The organism is Pseudomonas fontis, assembly GCF_028656955.1.
GTDB classification, from domain to species: domain Bacteria; phylum Pseudomonadota; class Gammaproteobacteria; order Pseudomonadales; family Pseudomonadaceae; genus Aquipseudomonas; species Aquipseudomonas fontis.
Genome location: NZ_JAMDGY010000024.1, coordinates 96,570 through 112,086, shown reverse-complemented (window position 1 = coordinate 112,086; position 15,517 = coordinate 96,570). Strand labels below are relative to the sequence as shown.

At 62.3% G+C, this 15,517-nt stretch carries 12 protein-coding genes; 4 read left to right on the top strand and 8 right to left on the bottom strand.

Annotated features, from left to right (window positions below):
• Positions 1-103 precede the first annotated feature (103 nt).
• Positions 104-853: a DUF2059 domain-containing protein gene (locus M5G11_RS09960; protein WP_273909883.1), complete on the top strand. Its 750-nt coding sequence runs from the start codon at positions 104-106 to the stop codon at positions 851-853.
• Here the strand turns inward: M5G11_RS09960 and bipL are convergent, their stop codons facing one another.
• Positions 854-1,780 (bottom strand): phospholipase BipL, encoded by a 927-nt coding sequence (bipL, locus tag M5G11_RS09955; RefSeq protein ID WP_273909882.1) that lies wholly within the window; start codon positions 1,778-1,780, stop codon positions 854-856.
• 234 nt (positions 1,781-2,014) lie between these two features.
• Between bipL and M5G11_RS09950 the strand changes: the two genes are divergently transcribed.
• Positions 2,015-2,584, top strand: a complete 570-nt coding sequence (locus tag M5G11_RS09950) for a DUF6436 domain-containing protein (RefSeq protein WP_273909881.1) — start codon at positions 2,015-2,017, stop codon at positions 2,582-2,584.
• A gap of 71 nt (positions 2,585-2,655) precedes the next feature.
• Positions 2,656-5,028, top strand: coding sequence for a penicillin acylase family protein (locus M5G11_RS09945; protein ID WP_273909880.1), 2,373 nt, complete (start codon positions 2,656-2,658; stop codon positions 5,026-5,028).
• 90 nt (positions 5,029-5,118) lie between these two features.
• Here the strand turns inward: M5G11_RS09945 and M5G11_RS09940 are convergent, their stop codons facing one another.
• The 7 genes from M5G11_RS09940 to M5G11_RS09910 all read right to left on the bottom strand — a co-directional run bounded on the left by M5G11_RS09940 (position 5,119) and on the right by M5G11_RS09910 (position 13,414).
• Positions 5,119-6,009: an ABC transporter permease subunit gene (locus tag M5G11_RS09940; protein WP_273909879.1), complete on the bottom strand. Its 891-nt coding sequence runs from the start codon at positions 6,007-6,009 to the stop codon at positions 5,119-5,121.
• On the bottom strand, positions 6,006-6,926 hold the full coding sequence (locus M5G11_RS09935) for an ABC transporter permease subunit (protein WP_273909878.1): 921 nt from the start codon (positions 6,924-6,926) through the stop codon (positions 6,006-6,008). The genes M5G11_RS09940 and M5G11_RS09935 overlap by 4 nt, the downstream gene beginning before the upstream one ends.
• Positions 6,923-8,065: a polyamine ABC transporter ATP-binding protein gene (gene potA, locus M5G11_RS09930; RefSeq protein ID WP_273909877.1), complete on the bottom strand. Its 1,143-nt coding sequence runs from the start codon at positions 8,063-8,065 to the stop codon at positions 6,923-6,925. The genes M5G11_RS09935 and potA overlap by 4 nt, the downstream gene beginning before the upstream one ends.
• A 60-nt stretch (positions 8,066-8,125) precedes the next feature.
• The gene (locus M5G11_RS09925; protein ID WP_273909876.1) at positions 8,126-9,220 is read right to left on the bottom strand and encodes a polyamine ABC transporter substrate-binding protein; all 1,095 of its coding nucleotides are present in this window, start codon (positions 9,218-9,220) and stop codon (positions 8,126-8,128) included.
• Between the two features lie 163 nt (positions 9,221-9,383).
• On the bottom strand, positions 9,384-10,481 hold the full coding sequence (locus M5G11_RS09920) for a polyamine ABC transporter substrate-binding protein (RefSeq protein ID WP_273909875.1): 1,098 nt from the start codon (positions 10,479-10,481) through the stop codon (positions 9,384-9,386).
• A 168-nt stretch (positions 10,482-10,649) separates the two neighbouring features.
• On the bottom strand, positions 10,650-12,008 hold the full coding sequence (locus M5G11_RS09915; protein WP_273909874.1) for an aspartate aminotransferase family protein: 1,359 nt from the start codon (positions 12,006-12,008) through the stop codon (positions 10,650-10,652).
• A gap of 47 nt (positions 12,009-12,055) precedes the next feature.
• The gene (locus tag M5G11_RS09910) at positions 12,056-13,414 is read right to left on the bottom strand and encodes a glutamine synthetase family protein (protein ID WP_273909873.1); all 1,359 of its coding nucleotides are present in this window, start codon (positions 13,412-13,414) and stop codon (positions 12,056-12,058) included.
• 669 nt (positions 13,415-14,083) lie between these two features.
• Between M5G11_RS09910 and M5G11_RS09905 the strand changes: the two genes are divergently transcribed.
• Positions 14,084-15,460 (top strand): glutamine synthetase family protein, encoded by a 1,377-nt coding sequence (locus tag M5G11_RS09905; protein ID WP_273925272.1) that lies wholly within the window; start codon positions 14,084-14,086, stop codon positions 15,458-15,460.
• Positions 15,461-15,517: the final 57 nt, after the last annotated feature.

Genomic DNA, 15,517 nt, shown 5'->3' with positions numbered 1-15,517 from the left:
TGCGTGAGCGTCCGACAGCGCCACTTGGCCGAGAGTATGCAATGGCGTCTCGACAAAGCCCTGCCAGGTCAAGACAATAGCGGCCTGCCGACAGGAGTCCGGAATGCGCCGTTTGTTTTTTCTGTTGATGTTGATCTGCACCACGCCTGTCTGGGCAGACACTCACGACCAACTGTACAAGGTCGCCGGCTGGCCCGACCAGCGCGCCCACTTTACCGACGCCCTCGATGCCGCCCAACAGCGCTATCGCAGCAGCCTGCCGCCTGCGGTTTTCCAGGCCCTGGTGAACAACAGCAACCAGCGTTTCGAGCCCAAGGCCGTCGACCAACGCGCCGAGGCGCAGTTGCGCGCCAAGCTGAATGACCCGGCGCCTGCGCTGACGTTCTTCCAGTCGCCGCTGGGGCGCAAGATCGTTGCCGCCGAACTGCTCGCCACGCGTCGCGACCAACTGGCCAAGAACGCCAAGGGCCTGCCAAAAATGCAGGTCAGCGACAACCGCCTGCTGGTCATCGGCCACCTGGCCCAGGCCCTGCCGGCGCGTGAAGCCGGCGCTGAAGTGAGCCTGGCGATTGCCGGCGTGGCGGCTGACAGCCTCAGCCAGATGATCCCCGGCCTGCTCGGCGGTGGCCAGGCCCAAGGCATGCTCGACGGGCAGCGCCAGCGCCTGATGCAGCAGATCGGTGCCGACCTCAACAACACCCTGTTGTACGTCTACCGCGACCTGTCCGATGACGAGCTCGAAGCCTTCGCCACCTTCGCCGAGTCCAGCGAAGGCAAGGCCTACTACGCTGCCGCCCTGGCGGCGATCCGTGCGGGCCTGGCAGTGGGCATGAGCAGCTCGGAGCTCAAGTGATCAGCCCAGGCGCTGCTCGATGAAATCGAAGTAGCGCTGACGGATCGCCGGCAATTCATTGGCCAGGTGATGCCGCGCCTCCGGCAACAGGAGGATCTGCGGCGCCGCGAACTTTTCCTTGAGCACCTGCAGGTTGTGCGGCCAGTCCACGGTCATGTCCGCCTGCCCCTGAATGATCAGCGGGCGGCGCGGGCTGTCGGGTGCCGCTTCGATGCGCTTGACCCAATCCACCAACGCCCCCACCCAGGCCGTCGGCAGGCGCCGGGGTTGCAGCGGGTCGGCCTGCAGGAACGGCAGGAAGGTCGGGTCGTTGGTGTTCTCGCTGAAGCGTCGTTCGATGCCCTGCACAAAGTGGCGCAGCACCCGATAGCTGAATTTCGACCAACGCCAGGAACGCGGCCGCACCAGCGGCGCGAGCAGGATGACTTCGCCCTGGATCGGGCTGTTGGCACCGTGGTTGAGCAGGTGGTCGATGGCGATGGCGCCGCCGGTACTCTGCCCGAACAGGTGCCAGGGCTGCGGCAGCTGCAGGGCGCGGGCCTGCGCGAACAAGGCATCGAGTACCTGTTGATAGATGGCGAAGCTCTTGATGCTTGCACGCGGGCCGCTGGATAGGCCGTGGCCGGGCAGGTCGCAGGCGATGACCGCCAGGTTGCGCTTGAGCGCCCATTCGATGGCGTGGCGGTACAGGCCCATGTGGTCGTAGAAGCCGTGCAGCAGGACCAGGGTGCCCACCGGCTCGGCGGGCAGCCAGACCTGCCCGACCAGTTCGAAACCTGCGGTATCCAGGCGGCCCAGCCAGCGCGTGTGCGGTTGTTCCAGGCCGTAGAAGCGCTGGTAGGCCTGTGCCTCGGCCGACAGTGGCTGGCGCACCGACAGCGGCTTGAGGCTGGCGCGCAGGGCGTCGGGATGGAATGTCACAGGCATAAACGAGTATCCGGCAAAGCAAAGGATTGACCTGTGATATTCATCTGTCGGCGAGGGCGTGGCAAGCTGGATGCCTTTTTAATGCCAAGGCCCCTGCAACCTTCACTGTGGGAGCCGGCCTTGCCGGCGATCGGCGGCAAGGCCGCCGTGCTCCGACCACTACCGTTTGCCGCCTGCACTGGCCCCATCGCCGGCAAGGCCGGCTCCCACAGATAATCCACATCGGACACCCAGATGCCCCGCCCTGCTGGAAAAAACCTGCTCACCACCCTCGCCCTGCTGCTCTGCGCCGCCGGCCTGTGGTTGGCCTACGACAACTTCCAGAGCCGCTACCTGCGCCCCTTCGACAACCAGACCGCGTTGTTCAGCGGCAATGCCCTGCGCCTGCCAGACAGCCTCGCCGGCCCCGGCGCAATCCGCCTGGTGCACTTCTGGGACCCGGCCTGCCCGTGCAACGTCGGCAACCAGCAACACCTGGCCGAACTGATCGCCCAGTACGCCGCGCAAGGCGTCGAGTTCTATGTCGTGCAAAAGCCCGGCAGCCACGGCCAGCTCCCGGCCAGCCTCAGTGCCCTGAAGCCGCTGGCCGCGCTGCCCGGCGCCGAACACCTGCCCGCCAGCCCCGCCGTGGCCATCTGGGACCGCAACGGCACCCTCGCCTATTTCGGCCCCTACAGCGAAGGCGCCACCTGCAACGCCAGCAACAGCTTCATCGAGCCGATCCTGCAGGCCCTGCACCAGGGCCGCCCGGTCAATGTCACCCAGACCATGGCCGTAGGCTGCTACTGCCCCTGGAACGGCTAACGGCTGCAACGTCTATCCTCTGAGCTGCACCGATACGCCGCACGACCCACCCCGAAGAACAAGGAGTCTCGATGAAACGCAGCCTCACCCTTCTCGCTGTTGCCATTGCCGCACTGGTCGGCGGCGGTTACTGGTATGTGCAGGGCAAGCAGCCACAACGCGACGGCGAAGTGCTCCTGGCCAAGCTCAAGGCGCCGGTCAGCGTGCGCTACGACCAGCGCGGCGTACCGCACCTGCAAGCGCAGAACGAGCTCGACCTGTACCGCGCGCTGGGTTACGTGCAGGCCCAGGACCGCTTGTTCCAGATGGAAATCTCGCGGCGCCTGGCCAAGGGCGAACTGGCCGAAGTGCTCGGCCCCAAGCTGGTCGAAACCGACACCTTGTTCCGCAGCCTGCGCATCGGCGAGCAGGCCGAGCTGTATGTCGCCCGGCAAGATAAACAGTCCCCCGCCTGGCTGGCCCTGCAAGCCTATCTGGAGGGCGTGAATGCCTGGCAGGACAGCCACGCCAAACCCATGGAGTTCGACGTGCTGGGCATCCAGCCACGGCCCTTCACCGCCCAGGACACCCTGAGCATCGCCGGCTTCATGGCCTACAGCTTTGCCGCCGCGTTCCGTACCGAACCGCTGCTGACCTATATCCGCGATCAGCATGGCGCCGATTACCTGAAGATCTTTGATCTGGACTGGCACCCGCAAGGCGTCGTGCAATCGCCGCCGCGCCTGGCCGAGGCCGACTGGAAAACCCTCGGCCAGCTGGCCAGGGTCAGCGAGCAGGCATTGAGCGATGCCGGCCTGTCGCAGTTCGAGGGCAGCAACGCCTGGGCCGTCAGCGGCAGCCGCACACGCAGCGGCAAGCCGTTGCTGGCAGGCGACCCGCATATCCGCTTTTCGGTCCCGGCGGTGTGGTACGAGGCCGAACTGTCGGCGCCGGGCTTCAACCTGTACGGCTATCACCAGGCGCTGAACCCGTTTGCGTCGCTGGGGCACAACCGCGACTTCGGCTGGAGCCTGACCATGTTCCAGAACGACGACGTCGACCTGATCGCCGAGCAAGTCAACCCGGACAACCCCGAGCAGGTGAAGATCAACGGCCAATGGCAGACCCTGGAACGCAGCCAGCAGCAGATCAAGGTCAAGGGTGAAGACCCGGTGACCATCACCCTGCGCCGCTCCTCCCACGGGCCAATCGTCAACACGGCGCTGGGCAAGGAGGCCGGCAGCACGCCGATTGCCATGTGGTGGGCGTTCCTCGAAACCTACAACCCGATTCTCGAAGGCTTCTACGAGGTCAACCGCGCCGACACCCTGGACAAGATGCGCAGCGCCGCCACCAAGATCCAGGCCCCGGGGCTCAACCTGGTGTGGGCCAATGCCCGTGGCGATATCGGCTGGTGGGCAGCGGCGCAGTTGCCGATCCGCCCGGCCGGGGTGAACCCGGCGTTCATCCTCGACGGCAGCACCGCGCAGGCCGACAAACTCGGCTTCTACCCGTTCAGCGCCAACCCGCAACAGGAGAACCCGGCCAGCGGCTATATCGTCTCGGCCAACTTCCAGCCGGTGTCGCCGACCGGGATGGCGATTCCCGGCTACTACAACCTGGCTGATCGCGGCCAGCAACTGAACCGGCAACTGGCGGATGCATCCGTCAAATGGGATCTGCAGAACAGCCAGGCACTGCAACTGGGCACGGCGACCGACTATGGCCCGCGTACGCTGGGGCCGTTGCTCTCGGTACTGCGCGAAGTGGTCAGCGACCCGCAGGAGCGCGAGTTGGTCGAGCAACTGGCGGCCTGGCGCGGTGATTACCCAGTGGACTCGGTGAGCGCCACGCTGTTCAGCCAGTTCCTCTATGAATTTGCGCGGGCCGCCATGCATGACGAGCTGGGTGATGCCTGGTTCGAAACGCTGCTCTCGACGCGGATACTGGACGCCGCCCTGCCGCGCCTGGCGGCCGATGAACACTCGCCATGGTGGGACGTGCAAGGCAGCAACGAGCACGGCACGCGGGCCTCGACGGTGAAACGGGCATGGACCAAGACCCTGGCCCACTTGCGCGAAACCTTGGGTTCGGACAGCGCCGGCTGGCAATGGGGCAAGGCCCACACACTGACCCACGGCCATCCGCTGGGCATGCAGAAGCCGCTGAACCTGCTTTTCAACGTCGGGCCGTTTGCTGCGCCAGGTAGCCACGAGGTGCCGAACAATCTCTCGGCGAAGATCGGGCCCGCGCCGTGGGCGATGACCTACGGGCCGTCGACGCGACGCTTGATCGACTTTGCCGATGCCGGCACGGCGTTGAGCATCAATCCGGTGGGGCAAAGCGGGGTGCTGTTTGATCGGCATTATCGCGATCAGGCACAGGATTACATCGAGGGGAAATACCAGCGGGCGCTGATGGGGCTGGCTGGGGAAACGGAGGGGACGTTGCGTTTGGTGCCTTGAGCCCAATCGCCGGCAAGGCCGGCTCCCACAGTAGTCGGCGTGATGCTGAACCTGTGGGAGCCGGCCTTGCCGGCGATGGGACCTGTCAGATCAGGCCGAGACAGCCGCCGGTGCGCGACGCGCGTCCGGTTGCTTCCACGAGTCTGCCGCGCTCTCTTCGATAGCCTGCTGGATCGCACGCTTGCGACGCTCTTCCGCCCGACGGGTGAAGTACCAGACCAGGAAGGTCACGATCGACACACTGAGCAGGATCAAGCTCGCCACTGCGTTGATCTCAGGCTTCACGCCCAGACGCACCGCCGAGAACACTTCCATCGGCAAGGTGGTCGAACCCGGGCCCGAAACGAAGCTCGCCAGTACCAGGTCGTCCAGCGACAGCGCGAACGACATCATGCCGCCCGCCGCCAGCGAAGGCGCAATCATCGGGATGGTGATCAGGAAGAACACCTTCCACGGCCGCGCGCCCAGGTCCATCGCCGCTTCCTCGATCGACAGGTCCAGCTCACGCAGACGCGCCGACACCACCACCGCCACATAGGCCGCACAGAACGTCGTGTGCGCGATCCAGATGGTGACAATGCCACGCTCCTGCGGCCAGCCGATCATCTGCGCCATCGCCACGAACAGCAGCAACAGCGACAGACCGGTGATCACCTCAGGCATTACCAGCGGCGCGGTGACCAGGCCACCGAACAGCGTGCGACCCTTGAAGCGGGTAACCCGGGTCAGCACGAAGGCTGCCAGGGTACCCAGCGCCACGGCGGCAATCGCGGTGTAGCAGGCGATTTCCAGCGAGCGCATCACCGAGCCCATCAGTTGCGTGTTGTCGAGCAGGCCGACGTACCACTTCACCGACCAGCCGCCCCACACCGTCACCAGCTTGGAGGCGTTGAACGAGTAGATCACCAGGATCAGCATGGGCAGGTAGATGAACAGCAAGCCCAGTATCAACATCAGTTTGGAGAAACTGAAACGCTTCATACCCTGCCCTCCATCTCTTTGGCCTGACTACGGTTGAAGAGCAGAATCGGCACGATCAGGATCGCCAGCATCACTACCGCCAGGGCAGACGCCACCGGCCAGTCGCGGTTGTTGAAGAACTCCTGCCACAACACTTTACCGATCATCAGGGTTTCCGGGCCGCCGAGCAGCTCAGGAATCACGAACTCACCCACTACCGGGATGAACACCAGCATGCAGCCGGCAATGATGCCGTTCTTGGCCAGCGGCACGGTGATTTTCCAGAAGCTGTTGAAGGTGCTCGAACCGAGGTCCGATGCCGCCTCAAGCAAGGCCTGGTCATGTTTCACCAGGTTGGCGAACAGCGGCAGGATCATGAACGGCAGGTACGAATAGACCACGCCGATGTACACCGCCAGGTTGGTGTTGAGGATCTGCAGCGGCTGATCGATCAGCCCCAGCCACATCAGGAAGGCGTTGAGCAGCCCGTTGTTGCTGAGGATGCCCATCCAGGCATACACGCGGATCAGGATCGCCGTCCAGGTCGGCATCATGATCAGCAGCAACAGCACGGTTTGAATGTCCTTGCGTGCGTTGGCGATGGCATAGGCCATCGGGAAGCCGATCAGCAGGCACAGGATGGTGCTGAAGAACGCCATCTTCAGGGAGCCGAGGTAGGCCGAGATGTACAACTCGTCCTGGGTCAGCAGCCCGTAGTTGGCCAGGTTGAGGACCAGCTGCACCTTGTCTTCGACGTAGGTGTAGATCTCGGTGTACGGCGGGATGGCCACGTCCGCTTCGGCAAAGCTGATCTTCAGGACGATGAAGAACGGCAGCATGAAGAACAGGAACAGCCAGATGAACGGCACGCCAATGACCAGATGGCGGCCTTCAGGTGTTATTCGATTGAGCGCTCGCTTGAGCTTGCGCATGTTCATGACCGCAGTACCACACCGCTGTCATCTTCCCACCACACGTAGACCTGGTCGTCCCAGGTCGGACGGGTGCCCTGGCGCTCGGCGTTGGCCACGAACGATTGCACGATCTTGCCGCCAGGCAGCTCGACGTAGAACACCGAGTGGCCACCCAGGTAGGCGATATCGTGGACCTTGCCGCGCGACCAGTTGTACTCGCAGGTCGGCTGCTCGGTGGTCACCAGCAGTTTTTCCGGGCGCAGTGCGTAGGTGATGCGCTTGTCTTCCACCGACGTGGTCACACCGTGGCCGACGTAGATGTTGCGCTCAAGCTCGGGGCTGGCGATCTTCGCGTAGCCTTCGGCGTCGTCGACCACTTCACCGTCGAACAGGTTGACGTTGCCGATGAACTCGCACACCAGGCGGCTAACCGGGGTTTCGTAGATGTCGATCGGGCTGCCGATCTGGGCGATCCAGCCCAGGTGCATGATCGCGATGCGCTGGGCCATGGTCATGGCCTCTTCCTGGTCGTGGGTCACCATCACGCAGGTCACGCCGACCCGCTCGATGATCTCGACCAGCTCCAGTTGCATCTGTGAACGCAGTTTCTTGTCCAGTGCACCCATCGGCTCGTCGAGCAGCAGCAGCTTCGGCTTCTTGGCCAGCGAACGGGCCAGGGCCACACGCTGACGCTGGCCACCAGAGAGCTGGTGCGGCTTGCGCTTGCCGTACTGGGTCATCTGCACCAGCTTGAGCATCTCGGCCACACGGGCGTCGATCTCGGCCTTGGGCAGCTTGTCCTGCTGCAGGCCGAAGGCGATGTTCTGCGCCACGGTCATGTGCGGGAACAGCGCATAGGACTGGAACATCATGTTGATCGGCCGCTCATAGGGCGGCATATCGGTGATGTCTACACCATCGAGGAAGATGCGACCCTCGGTTGGCCTTTCAAAACCGGCCAACATGCGCAGCAGGGTGGATTTACCCGAACCAGAGCCGCCAAGCAGGGCGAATATCTCGCCCTTCTTGATTTCCAGGGAGACGTCCTCCACGGCGACGGTTTCGTCGAATTTTTTTGTGACCCGGTCGATTTTGACCAGCACCTGTTTAGGTTGCTGGTCGCCCTCGAGGGCTTTCTTATAGGCACCGGAGGCAACTGCCATTTGTGGAACTCCCAACAAGATTTTTTGCAGCCCGCCCCTGCCGTGACGAGCCCTGGATATTTATTTGCCCGACTTGACCTTGGTCCAGCTTCGGGTCATCAGACGCTGCACCTTGGGGGGCAGTTCTGAGTTGACATACAACTTGTCCAGCACCTCTTGCGGTGGGTAAACCGCTGCATCGGTTCTTACGCTCTGCTCCATGAGCTCGCCAGCCTGTGGATTGGGGTTGGCGTAACCGACGTAATCACTCACCTGGGCTATCACCTCAGGCTTGAGCAAATAGTTGATGAAGGCGTGCGCCTCTTTGACGTTGGTGGAATCCTTGGGGATTGCCAGCATGTCGAACCAGAGGTTGCCGCCTTCCTTGGGAATCACATAAGCCACCTCGACACCCTTGCCGGCTTCGGCGGCGCGAGACTTGGCCTGGAACACGTCGCCGGAGAAGCCGGCGGCCACGCAGATGTCGCCGTTGGCCAGGTCCGAGATGTACTTGGACGAGTGGAAATAGGTCACGTAGGGACGCACCGCCAGCAGCTTCTTCTCGGCGTCGGCGTAGTCCTTGGGGTCGGTGCTGTTGGGGTTGCGGCCCATGTAGTTGAGCACCGCCGGGAGCATCTCATCCGCCGAATCGAGGAAGGCGACGCCGCACTTGGAGAGCTTCTTGATGTTCTCCGGCTCGAACAGCATGGCCCAGGAGTCGATCTTGTCGGTGCCCAGCACCGCCTTGACCTTCTCGACGTTGTAGCCGATGCCGTTGGTGCCCCACAGGTAGGGCACGGCGTACTGGTTGCCCGGGTCGTTCTTCTCCAGGCGCTTCATCAACGCCGGGTCGAGGTTCGCATAGTTCGGCAGCAGCGCCTTGTCGAGCTTCTGGAACGCGCCCGCCTTGATCTGCTTGCCGAGGAAATGGTTGGACGGCACCACCACGTCATAACCGGTGCGACCGGCCAGCAGCTTGCCTTCCAGGGTTTCGTTGGAATCGAAGACGTCCTGGATCGGTTTGATCCCGGTGTCTTTTTCAAAATCCGCGAGGGTGGTCGGGCCGATATAGTCCGACCAGTTATAAATGTGCACCGTGGGCGCTGCTTGGACGCTGATCGCCAGCGTCATACCCGCTCCAGCCAGCAAGGCCTTGCGAAATACAGAGTTAGACAAGTGGGTAGTCCTCTACAAAGTGCCCATGTCATACGGCAGAAATACCTGCCGGATAACCAAACCGGCGCGCAACTTACCTTCGATACACCAATGCCGCAAAAAAAATTTGCCCTTCAAGCCCTCTCGGACGCTGCTTTCGCAGCATCCGAGGGGTCAGCCTGGCTTACTTGCCCGACTTGATCTTGGTCCAGCTGCGCGTCAGCACGCGCTGTGCCGCAGCCGGCAAGTCGCTGATCGCGTACAGCTTGGCTTTGACGTCAGCCGGCGGGTAGATGCTTGGGTCGCCGGAGATTTCCTTGTCCACCAGCGGAGTAGCCGCCGCGTTGCCGTTCGGGAAGCGCACGGCGTTGGTGATCTCGGCCATGATCTCCGGCTGCATCAGGAAGTCCATGAACTTGTAGGCGCCCTCGACGTTGCCGGCATCCTTGGGAATGGCGACCATGTCGTAGAAAGTACCGGCACCTTCTTTTGGAATGATGTACTCCACTTTGACCTTGTCACCGGCCTCGTGCGCACGCGCCTTGGACTGCTCCAGGTCACCCGAGTAGCCAACGGCTACGCAGATGTTGCCGTTGGCCATGTCCGAGATGTACTTGGAGGAGTGGAAGTAGGCGATCGACGGGCGCACCTTGAGGAACAGCGCTTCGGCTTCAGCCAGCTGCTTCTTGTCGGTGGAGTCGGTCGGGTAGCCCAGGTAGTGCAGTGCGGCCGGGATCATCTCGGTCGGTGCGTCGAGGAAGCTCACACCGCAGCTTTTCAGCTTTTCCATGTTCTCTGGCTTGAACACGATGTCCCAAGAGTCGATCTTGTCGACGCCAAGGGCAGCCTTGACCTTCTCCGGGTTGTAGCCGATGCCGATGGAGCCCCACATGTACGGGAAGGCGTGTTCGTTGCCCTTGTCGCTGGCATCGCCAACGGCCTTGAGCAGGTCAGTGTCGAGGTTCTTCCAGTTGGGCAGCTTGGACTTGTCGAGCTTCTGGTAGACGTCGGCCTTGATCTGCTTGGCCAGGAAGTTGTTGGACGGCACGACCACGTCGTAGCCCGACTTGCCGGCCAGCAGCTTGGCTTCCAGGGTCTCGTTGCTGTCGAAGACATCGTAGACGACCTTGATGCCGGACTGCTTCTCGAACTTGGCCACGGTCTCCGGGGCGATGTAGTCGGACCAGTTGTAGACGTGCAGCACCTTGTCATCCGCGTGAACAGTACCGGCTACCAGCCCCGCCAGGGACACAGCCAACAGCGTCTTGCCCATTTTCATCATGCGTAATGCTCCAGAATTTTTTATTAAGCCATCTGTTCAGCGGCCGGCTCTTTCGGCGCAAGCGCTGGGCGACTGAAACAGTCGCTAGTCTGGCAAGATCCAAGGCGCTCTTTCAACCGCAGAGCAGCCGTGAATCGTGCCAAAGCCAACGCTCAGCCTAGCACCTGGTCATTTCAGTGCTTCGAGGGTCAGGTCCAGGCACTTGCGGGCCTTTTCCACCAGCTCGTCGATCTCTGCCTTACTGATCACCAGCGGCGGTGCAATGATCATGGTGTCGCCTACGGCGCGCATGATCAGGCCGTTGTCGAAGCAGTGCTGGCGGCAGATCATGCCCGCGCCCTGGCCTTCGTACCGCGTGCGGGTGGCCTTGTCCTTGACCAGCTCGATGGCGCCGAGCATGCCCAGGCCGCGAACCTGACCCACCAACGGGTGATCGTTCAACTCACGCAGACGCTTTTGCAAGTACGGTGCCGTTTCTTCGCGAACACGCTCGATAATTTTCTCATCGCGCAGGATCCGCAGGTTTTCCAGGCCAACAGCGGCAGCCACCGGGTGACCCGAGTAGGTAAAGCCATGGTTGAAGTCGCCGCCTTCGCTGACCACGCGCGCGACTTCGTCACGGACGATCACACCGCCCATGGGGATGTAACCGGAGGTCAGGCCCTTGGCGATGGTCATCAGGTCCGGCTTGAGGTCGTAGTAGTCCGAACCGAACCACTCGCCGGTACGGCCAAAGCCGCAGATCACTTCATCGGCAATGAACAGGATGTCGTACTTGGCGAGGATCTCCTTGATCTTCGGCCAGTAGGTCTCTGGTGGAATGATCACCCCGCCCGCGCCCTGGATAGGCTCGGCAATAAAGGCGGCGACGTTGTCTTCGCCGACTTCGAGGATTTTCTTCTCCAGCTGTTCGGCCGCCCAGACGCCGAACTCGGCCTCGGGCATGTCGCCGCCTTCACCGAACCAGTACGGCTGCGGGATGTGCACGATGCCCGGGAGCGTGCCGCTCTGCGCATGCATGCCGCTCATGCCGCCCAGGGCAGCGCCGGCCACGGTGGAACCGTGGTAGCCGTTGAGCCGGCTGATGATCACCTGCTTGTTCGGCTGGCCCTTGATCGCCCAGTAGTGGCGAACCATGCGCAGGATGGTGTCGTTGCCTTCGGAGCCGGAGCCGGTGAAGAATACATGGCTCATGCCTTCGGGGGCCACATCGGAGACCGCCTTGGCCAGTTCCAGCGCCGGCGGGTGGGCCGTCTGGAAGAACAGGTTGTAGTACGGCAGCTCGCGCATCTGCGTCGCCGCCGCTTGCACCAGTTCCTCACGGCCGTAGCCGACCGCCACGCACCACAGGCCGGCCATGCCGTCGAGAATCTTGTTGCCCTCGCTGTCCCACAGGTGCACGCCCTGGGCCTTGGTGATGATCCGCGGGCCTTTTTCCGTCAGCTGCTTGTAGTCGCTGAACGGCGCCAGGTGATGATCACGACTCAGGTCTTGCCACTCGCGGGTTTGCGGGTTTTTGACGCTCATGTGCTTCTCCATTGACTGGCGGCCGCGCTCCAGCGGCCCAGGGGTTGTCAGACCGCGAACAGCAGGAACTCACGTTCCCAGGAGCTGATTACGCGTTTGAAGTTTTCGTGTTCGGCACGCTTGGTGGCGACGTAGCCGGCAATGAATTTCTTGCCCAGGTACGGTTCCAGCGCGGCGCAGTTTTCCATGCGCTCCAAGGCGTCCTCGATGGTCAGCGGCAAGCGTAGGTTGCGCCGCTCATAACCACGACCGACCACTGGTGCGCTCGGCTCGATGCCTTCGACCATGCCGATATAGCCACACAGCAGGCTGGCGGCGATGGCCAGGTACGGGTTGGCATCGGCGCCCGGCAGGCGGTTCTCGACGCGGCGGTTCTGCGGGCCGGCATCCGGTACGCGCAGGCCCACGGTGCGGTTCTCTTCGCCCCACTCGACGTTAACCGGCGCCGAGGTGTCGGGCAGGAAGCGGCGGAACGAGTTCACGTTCGGGGCAAACAGCGGCAGCACCACCGGGATGAACTTCTGCAGGCCGCCGACGTGGTTGAGGAACAGCTGGCTCATGCTGCCGTCTTCGTTGGAGAAGATGTTCTTCCCGGTGTGCACGTCGATGATGCTCTGGTGCAGGTGCATCGCACTGCCCGGCTCGCCGGTCATCGGCTTGGCCATGAAGGTGGCGGCGACGTTGTGCTTGAGCGCGGCCTCGCGCATGGTGCGTTTGAACACCAGGATCTGGTCGGCCAGCGACAGCGCGTTGCCATGACGGAAGTTGATTTCCATCTGCGCGGTGCCGTCCTCGTGGATCAGCGTGTCGAGGTCGAGGTTTTGCAGCTCGCACCAGTCGTAGACGTCTTCGAACAGCGGGTCGAATTCGTTGGCCGCTTCAATGGAGAACGACTGGCGGCCGGTTTCCGGACGGCCAGAGCGGCCGATAGGCGGCTGCAGCGGGAAGTCCGGGTCTTCGCAGCGCTTGGTCAGGTAGAACTCCATCTCCGGCGCCACGATTGGCTGCCAGCCCTTGTCGGCATAGAGCTTGAGAACCTTCTTGAGCACGTTGCGTGGCGACAGTTCGACCGGGTTGCCCTGCTTGTCGTAGGTGTCGTGGATCACCTGGGCGGTCGGCTCGATGGCCCAGGGCACGAGAAACACCGCGTTCTCGTCGGGGCGGCAGATCATGTCGATGTCGGCCGGGTCGAGCAGCTCGTAATAGATGTCGTCATCGACGTAGTCGCCGGTGACCGTCTGCAGCAGGACGCTCTCGGGCAGGCGCATGCCTTTTTCGGCAATGAACTTGTTGGTCGGCGAGATCTTGCCGCGGGTAATCCCGGTGAGGTCACTGATCAGGCATTCGACTTCAGTGATCTTGTGCTCTTTCAACCAATCGGTGAGCTGGTCGAGGTTGTTACTCATAAATACCTCAGGAGGTAAATGACCCGTCTCGCAGGTGAGCCGGGCGCTTTGACGCCGTAGCGTCAGTGTGTGCTGCCCAATGTGGCCAGGAGGTCCGCAGTAGACCGTCGCTGACATTCTGGATGGCGCTGTGCGCTAAAGCAAAAGGCAGGCGAGCGCCCAGCAGGCAGTTGGCTACCCGCCAATGCAGTAAGGCCGCTATAGTGAAGAAAGACTGAATTCGGGAGAGTGCCGATAACGCGCGGGACGGTCAGACCGTCAACTATTTCGCCCAGGGCGGCAGGGGCTGCCAGGGCATGCGCCAGGCGCTGCGTCAGACCACGGTTGTGGGACACGAGCGGGCCGATCTGCCTGGTGCAGACGGTGACGCCGTTTATCGGCAAGTGAGACATGTAACCCCCGGTATTATTGATGTTGTGGGTTGCAGCCGAGCTTAGCCTTGTTCATTTTTTTACACAACACCCCCGTAAAAAATAGAACACGGCCCGCTCAAGATCACCTTCGCCGGGAAGCTCACGCCCTTGTTGGCGCCCTAAATTGCAGCAAAAATGCCGCTTGAGTGCCCTTTTAGGGCATCATGGGGCTTGCTTGACTTAGGGCGGGCTTTCCGATTGACTGGACCTGCAAGCCCCCATTGATTGATATTTTTAACAACAAAGGTGTTGCATCATGTCGGTACCCCCGCGTGCCGTTCAGCTTAACGAAGCGAACGCGTTCCTTAAGGAACATCCTGAGGTTCTCTACGTTGACCTTCTGATTGCAGATATGAATGGTGTTGTGCGCGGCAAGCGCATCGAACGCACCAGCCTCCACAAGGTTTACGAGAAAGGCATCAACCTGCCGGCCTCCCTCTTCGCACTCGACATCAATGGCTCCACGGTCGAAAGCACCGGCCTGGGCCTGGACATCGGCGATGCCGACCGGATCTGCTATCCGATCCCGGGCACCCTGTCCAACGAACCTTGGCAAAAGCGCCCTACCGCGCAACTGCTGATGACCATGCACGAACTGGAAGGCGAGCCGTTCTTTGCCGACCCGCGGGAAGTCCTGCGCCAGGTCGTGAGCAAGTTCGACGAGATGGGCCTGACCATCTGCGCCGCGTTCGAGCTGGAGTTCTACCTGATCGACCAGGAGAACGTGAACGGCCGTCCACAGCCACCGCGCTCGCCGATCTCCGGCAAACGCCCGATGTCGACCCAGGTGTACCTGATCGACGACCTCGACGAATACGTCGATTGCCTCCAGGACATGCTCGAAGGTGCCAAGGAGCAGGGTATCCCGGCGGATGCCATCGTCAAGGAAAGCGCCCCGGCGCAGTTCGAAGTGAACCTGCACCATGTGGCCGACCCGATCAAGGCCTGCGACTACGCGGTACTGCTCAAGCGCCTGATCAAGAACATCGCCTACGACCATGAGATGGACACCACCTTCATGGCCAAGCCGTACCCGGGCCAGGCGGGCAATGGTCTGCACGTACACATTTCGGTGCTGGACAAAGATGGCAACAACATCTTCACCAGCGAGGATCCCGAGCAGAACGCCGCATTGCGCCACGCGATCGGCGGTGTGCTCGAGACCCTGCCAGCGTCAATGGCGTTCCTTTGCCCGAACGTCAACTCGTACCGCCGCTTCGGTGCGCAGTTCTACGTACCCAACTCGCCGAGCTGGGGCCTGGACAACCGGACCGTCGCGCTGCGCGTGCCAACCGGTACAGCCGACGCGGTCCGCCTGGAACACCGCGTAGCCGGTGCCGATGCCAACCCGTACCTGCTGATGGCAGCCGTGCTGGCCGGTGTTCACCATGGCCTGACCAACAAGGTCGAGCCGGGTGCGCCAACCGAAGGCAACTCCTACGAGCAGAACGAGCAGAGCCTGCCGAACAACTTGCGTGATGCGCTGCGCGAGCTGGACGACAGCGAAGTGATGGCCAAGTACATCGATCCGAAGTACATCGACATCTTCGTGGCGTGCAAGGAGAGTGAGCTGGAGGAGTTCGAACACTCCATCTCCGACCTTGAGTACAACTGGTACCTGCATACCGTTTAAGCAGGTCTTCAGGGCCTCATCGCCGGCAACGCCGGCTCCCACAGTAGTCGGCTTAAA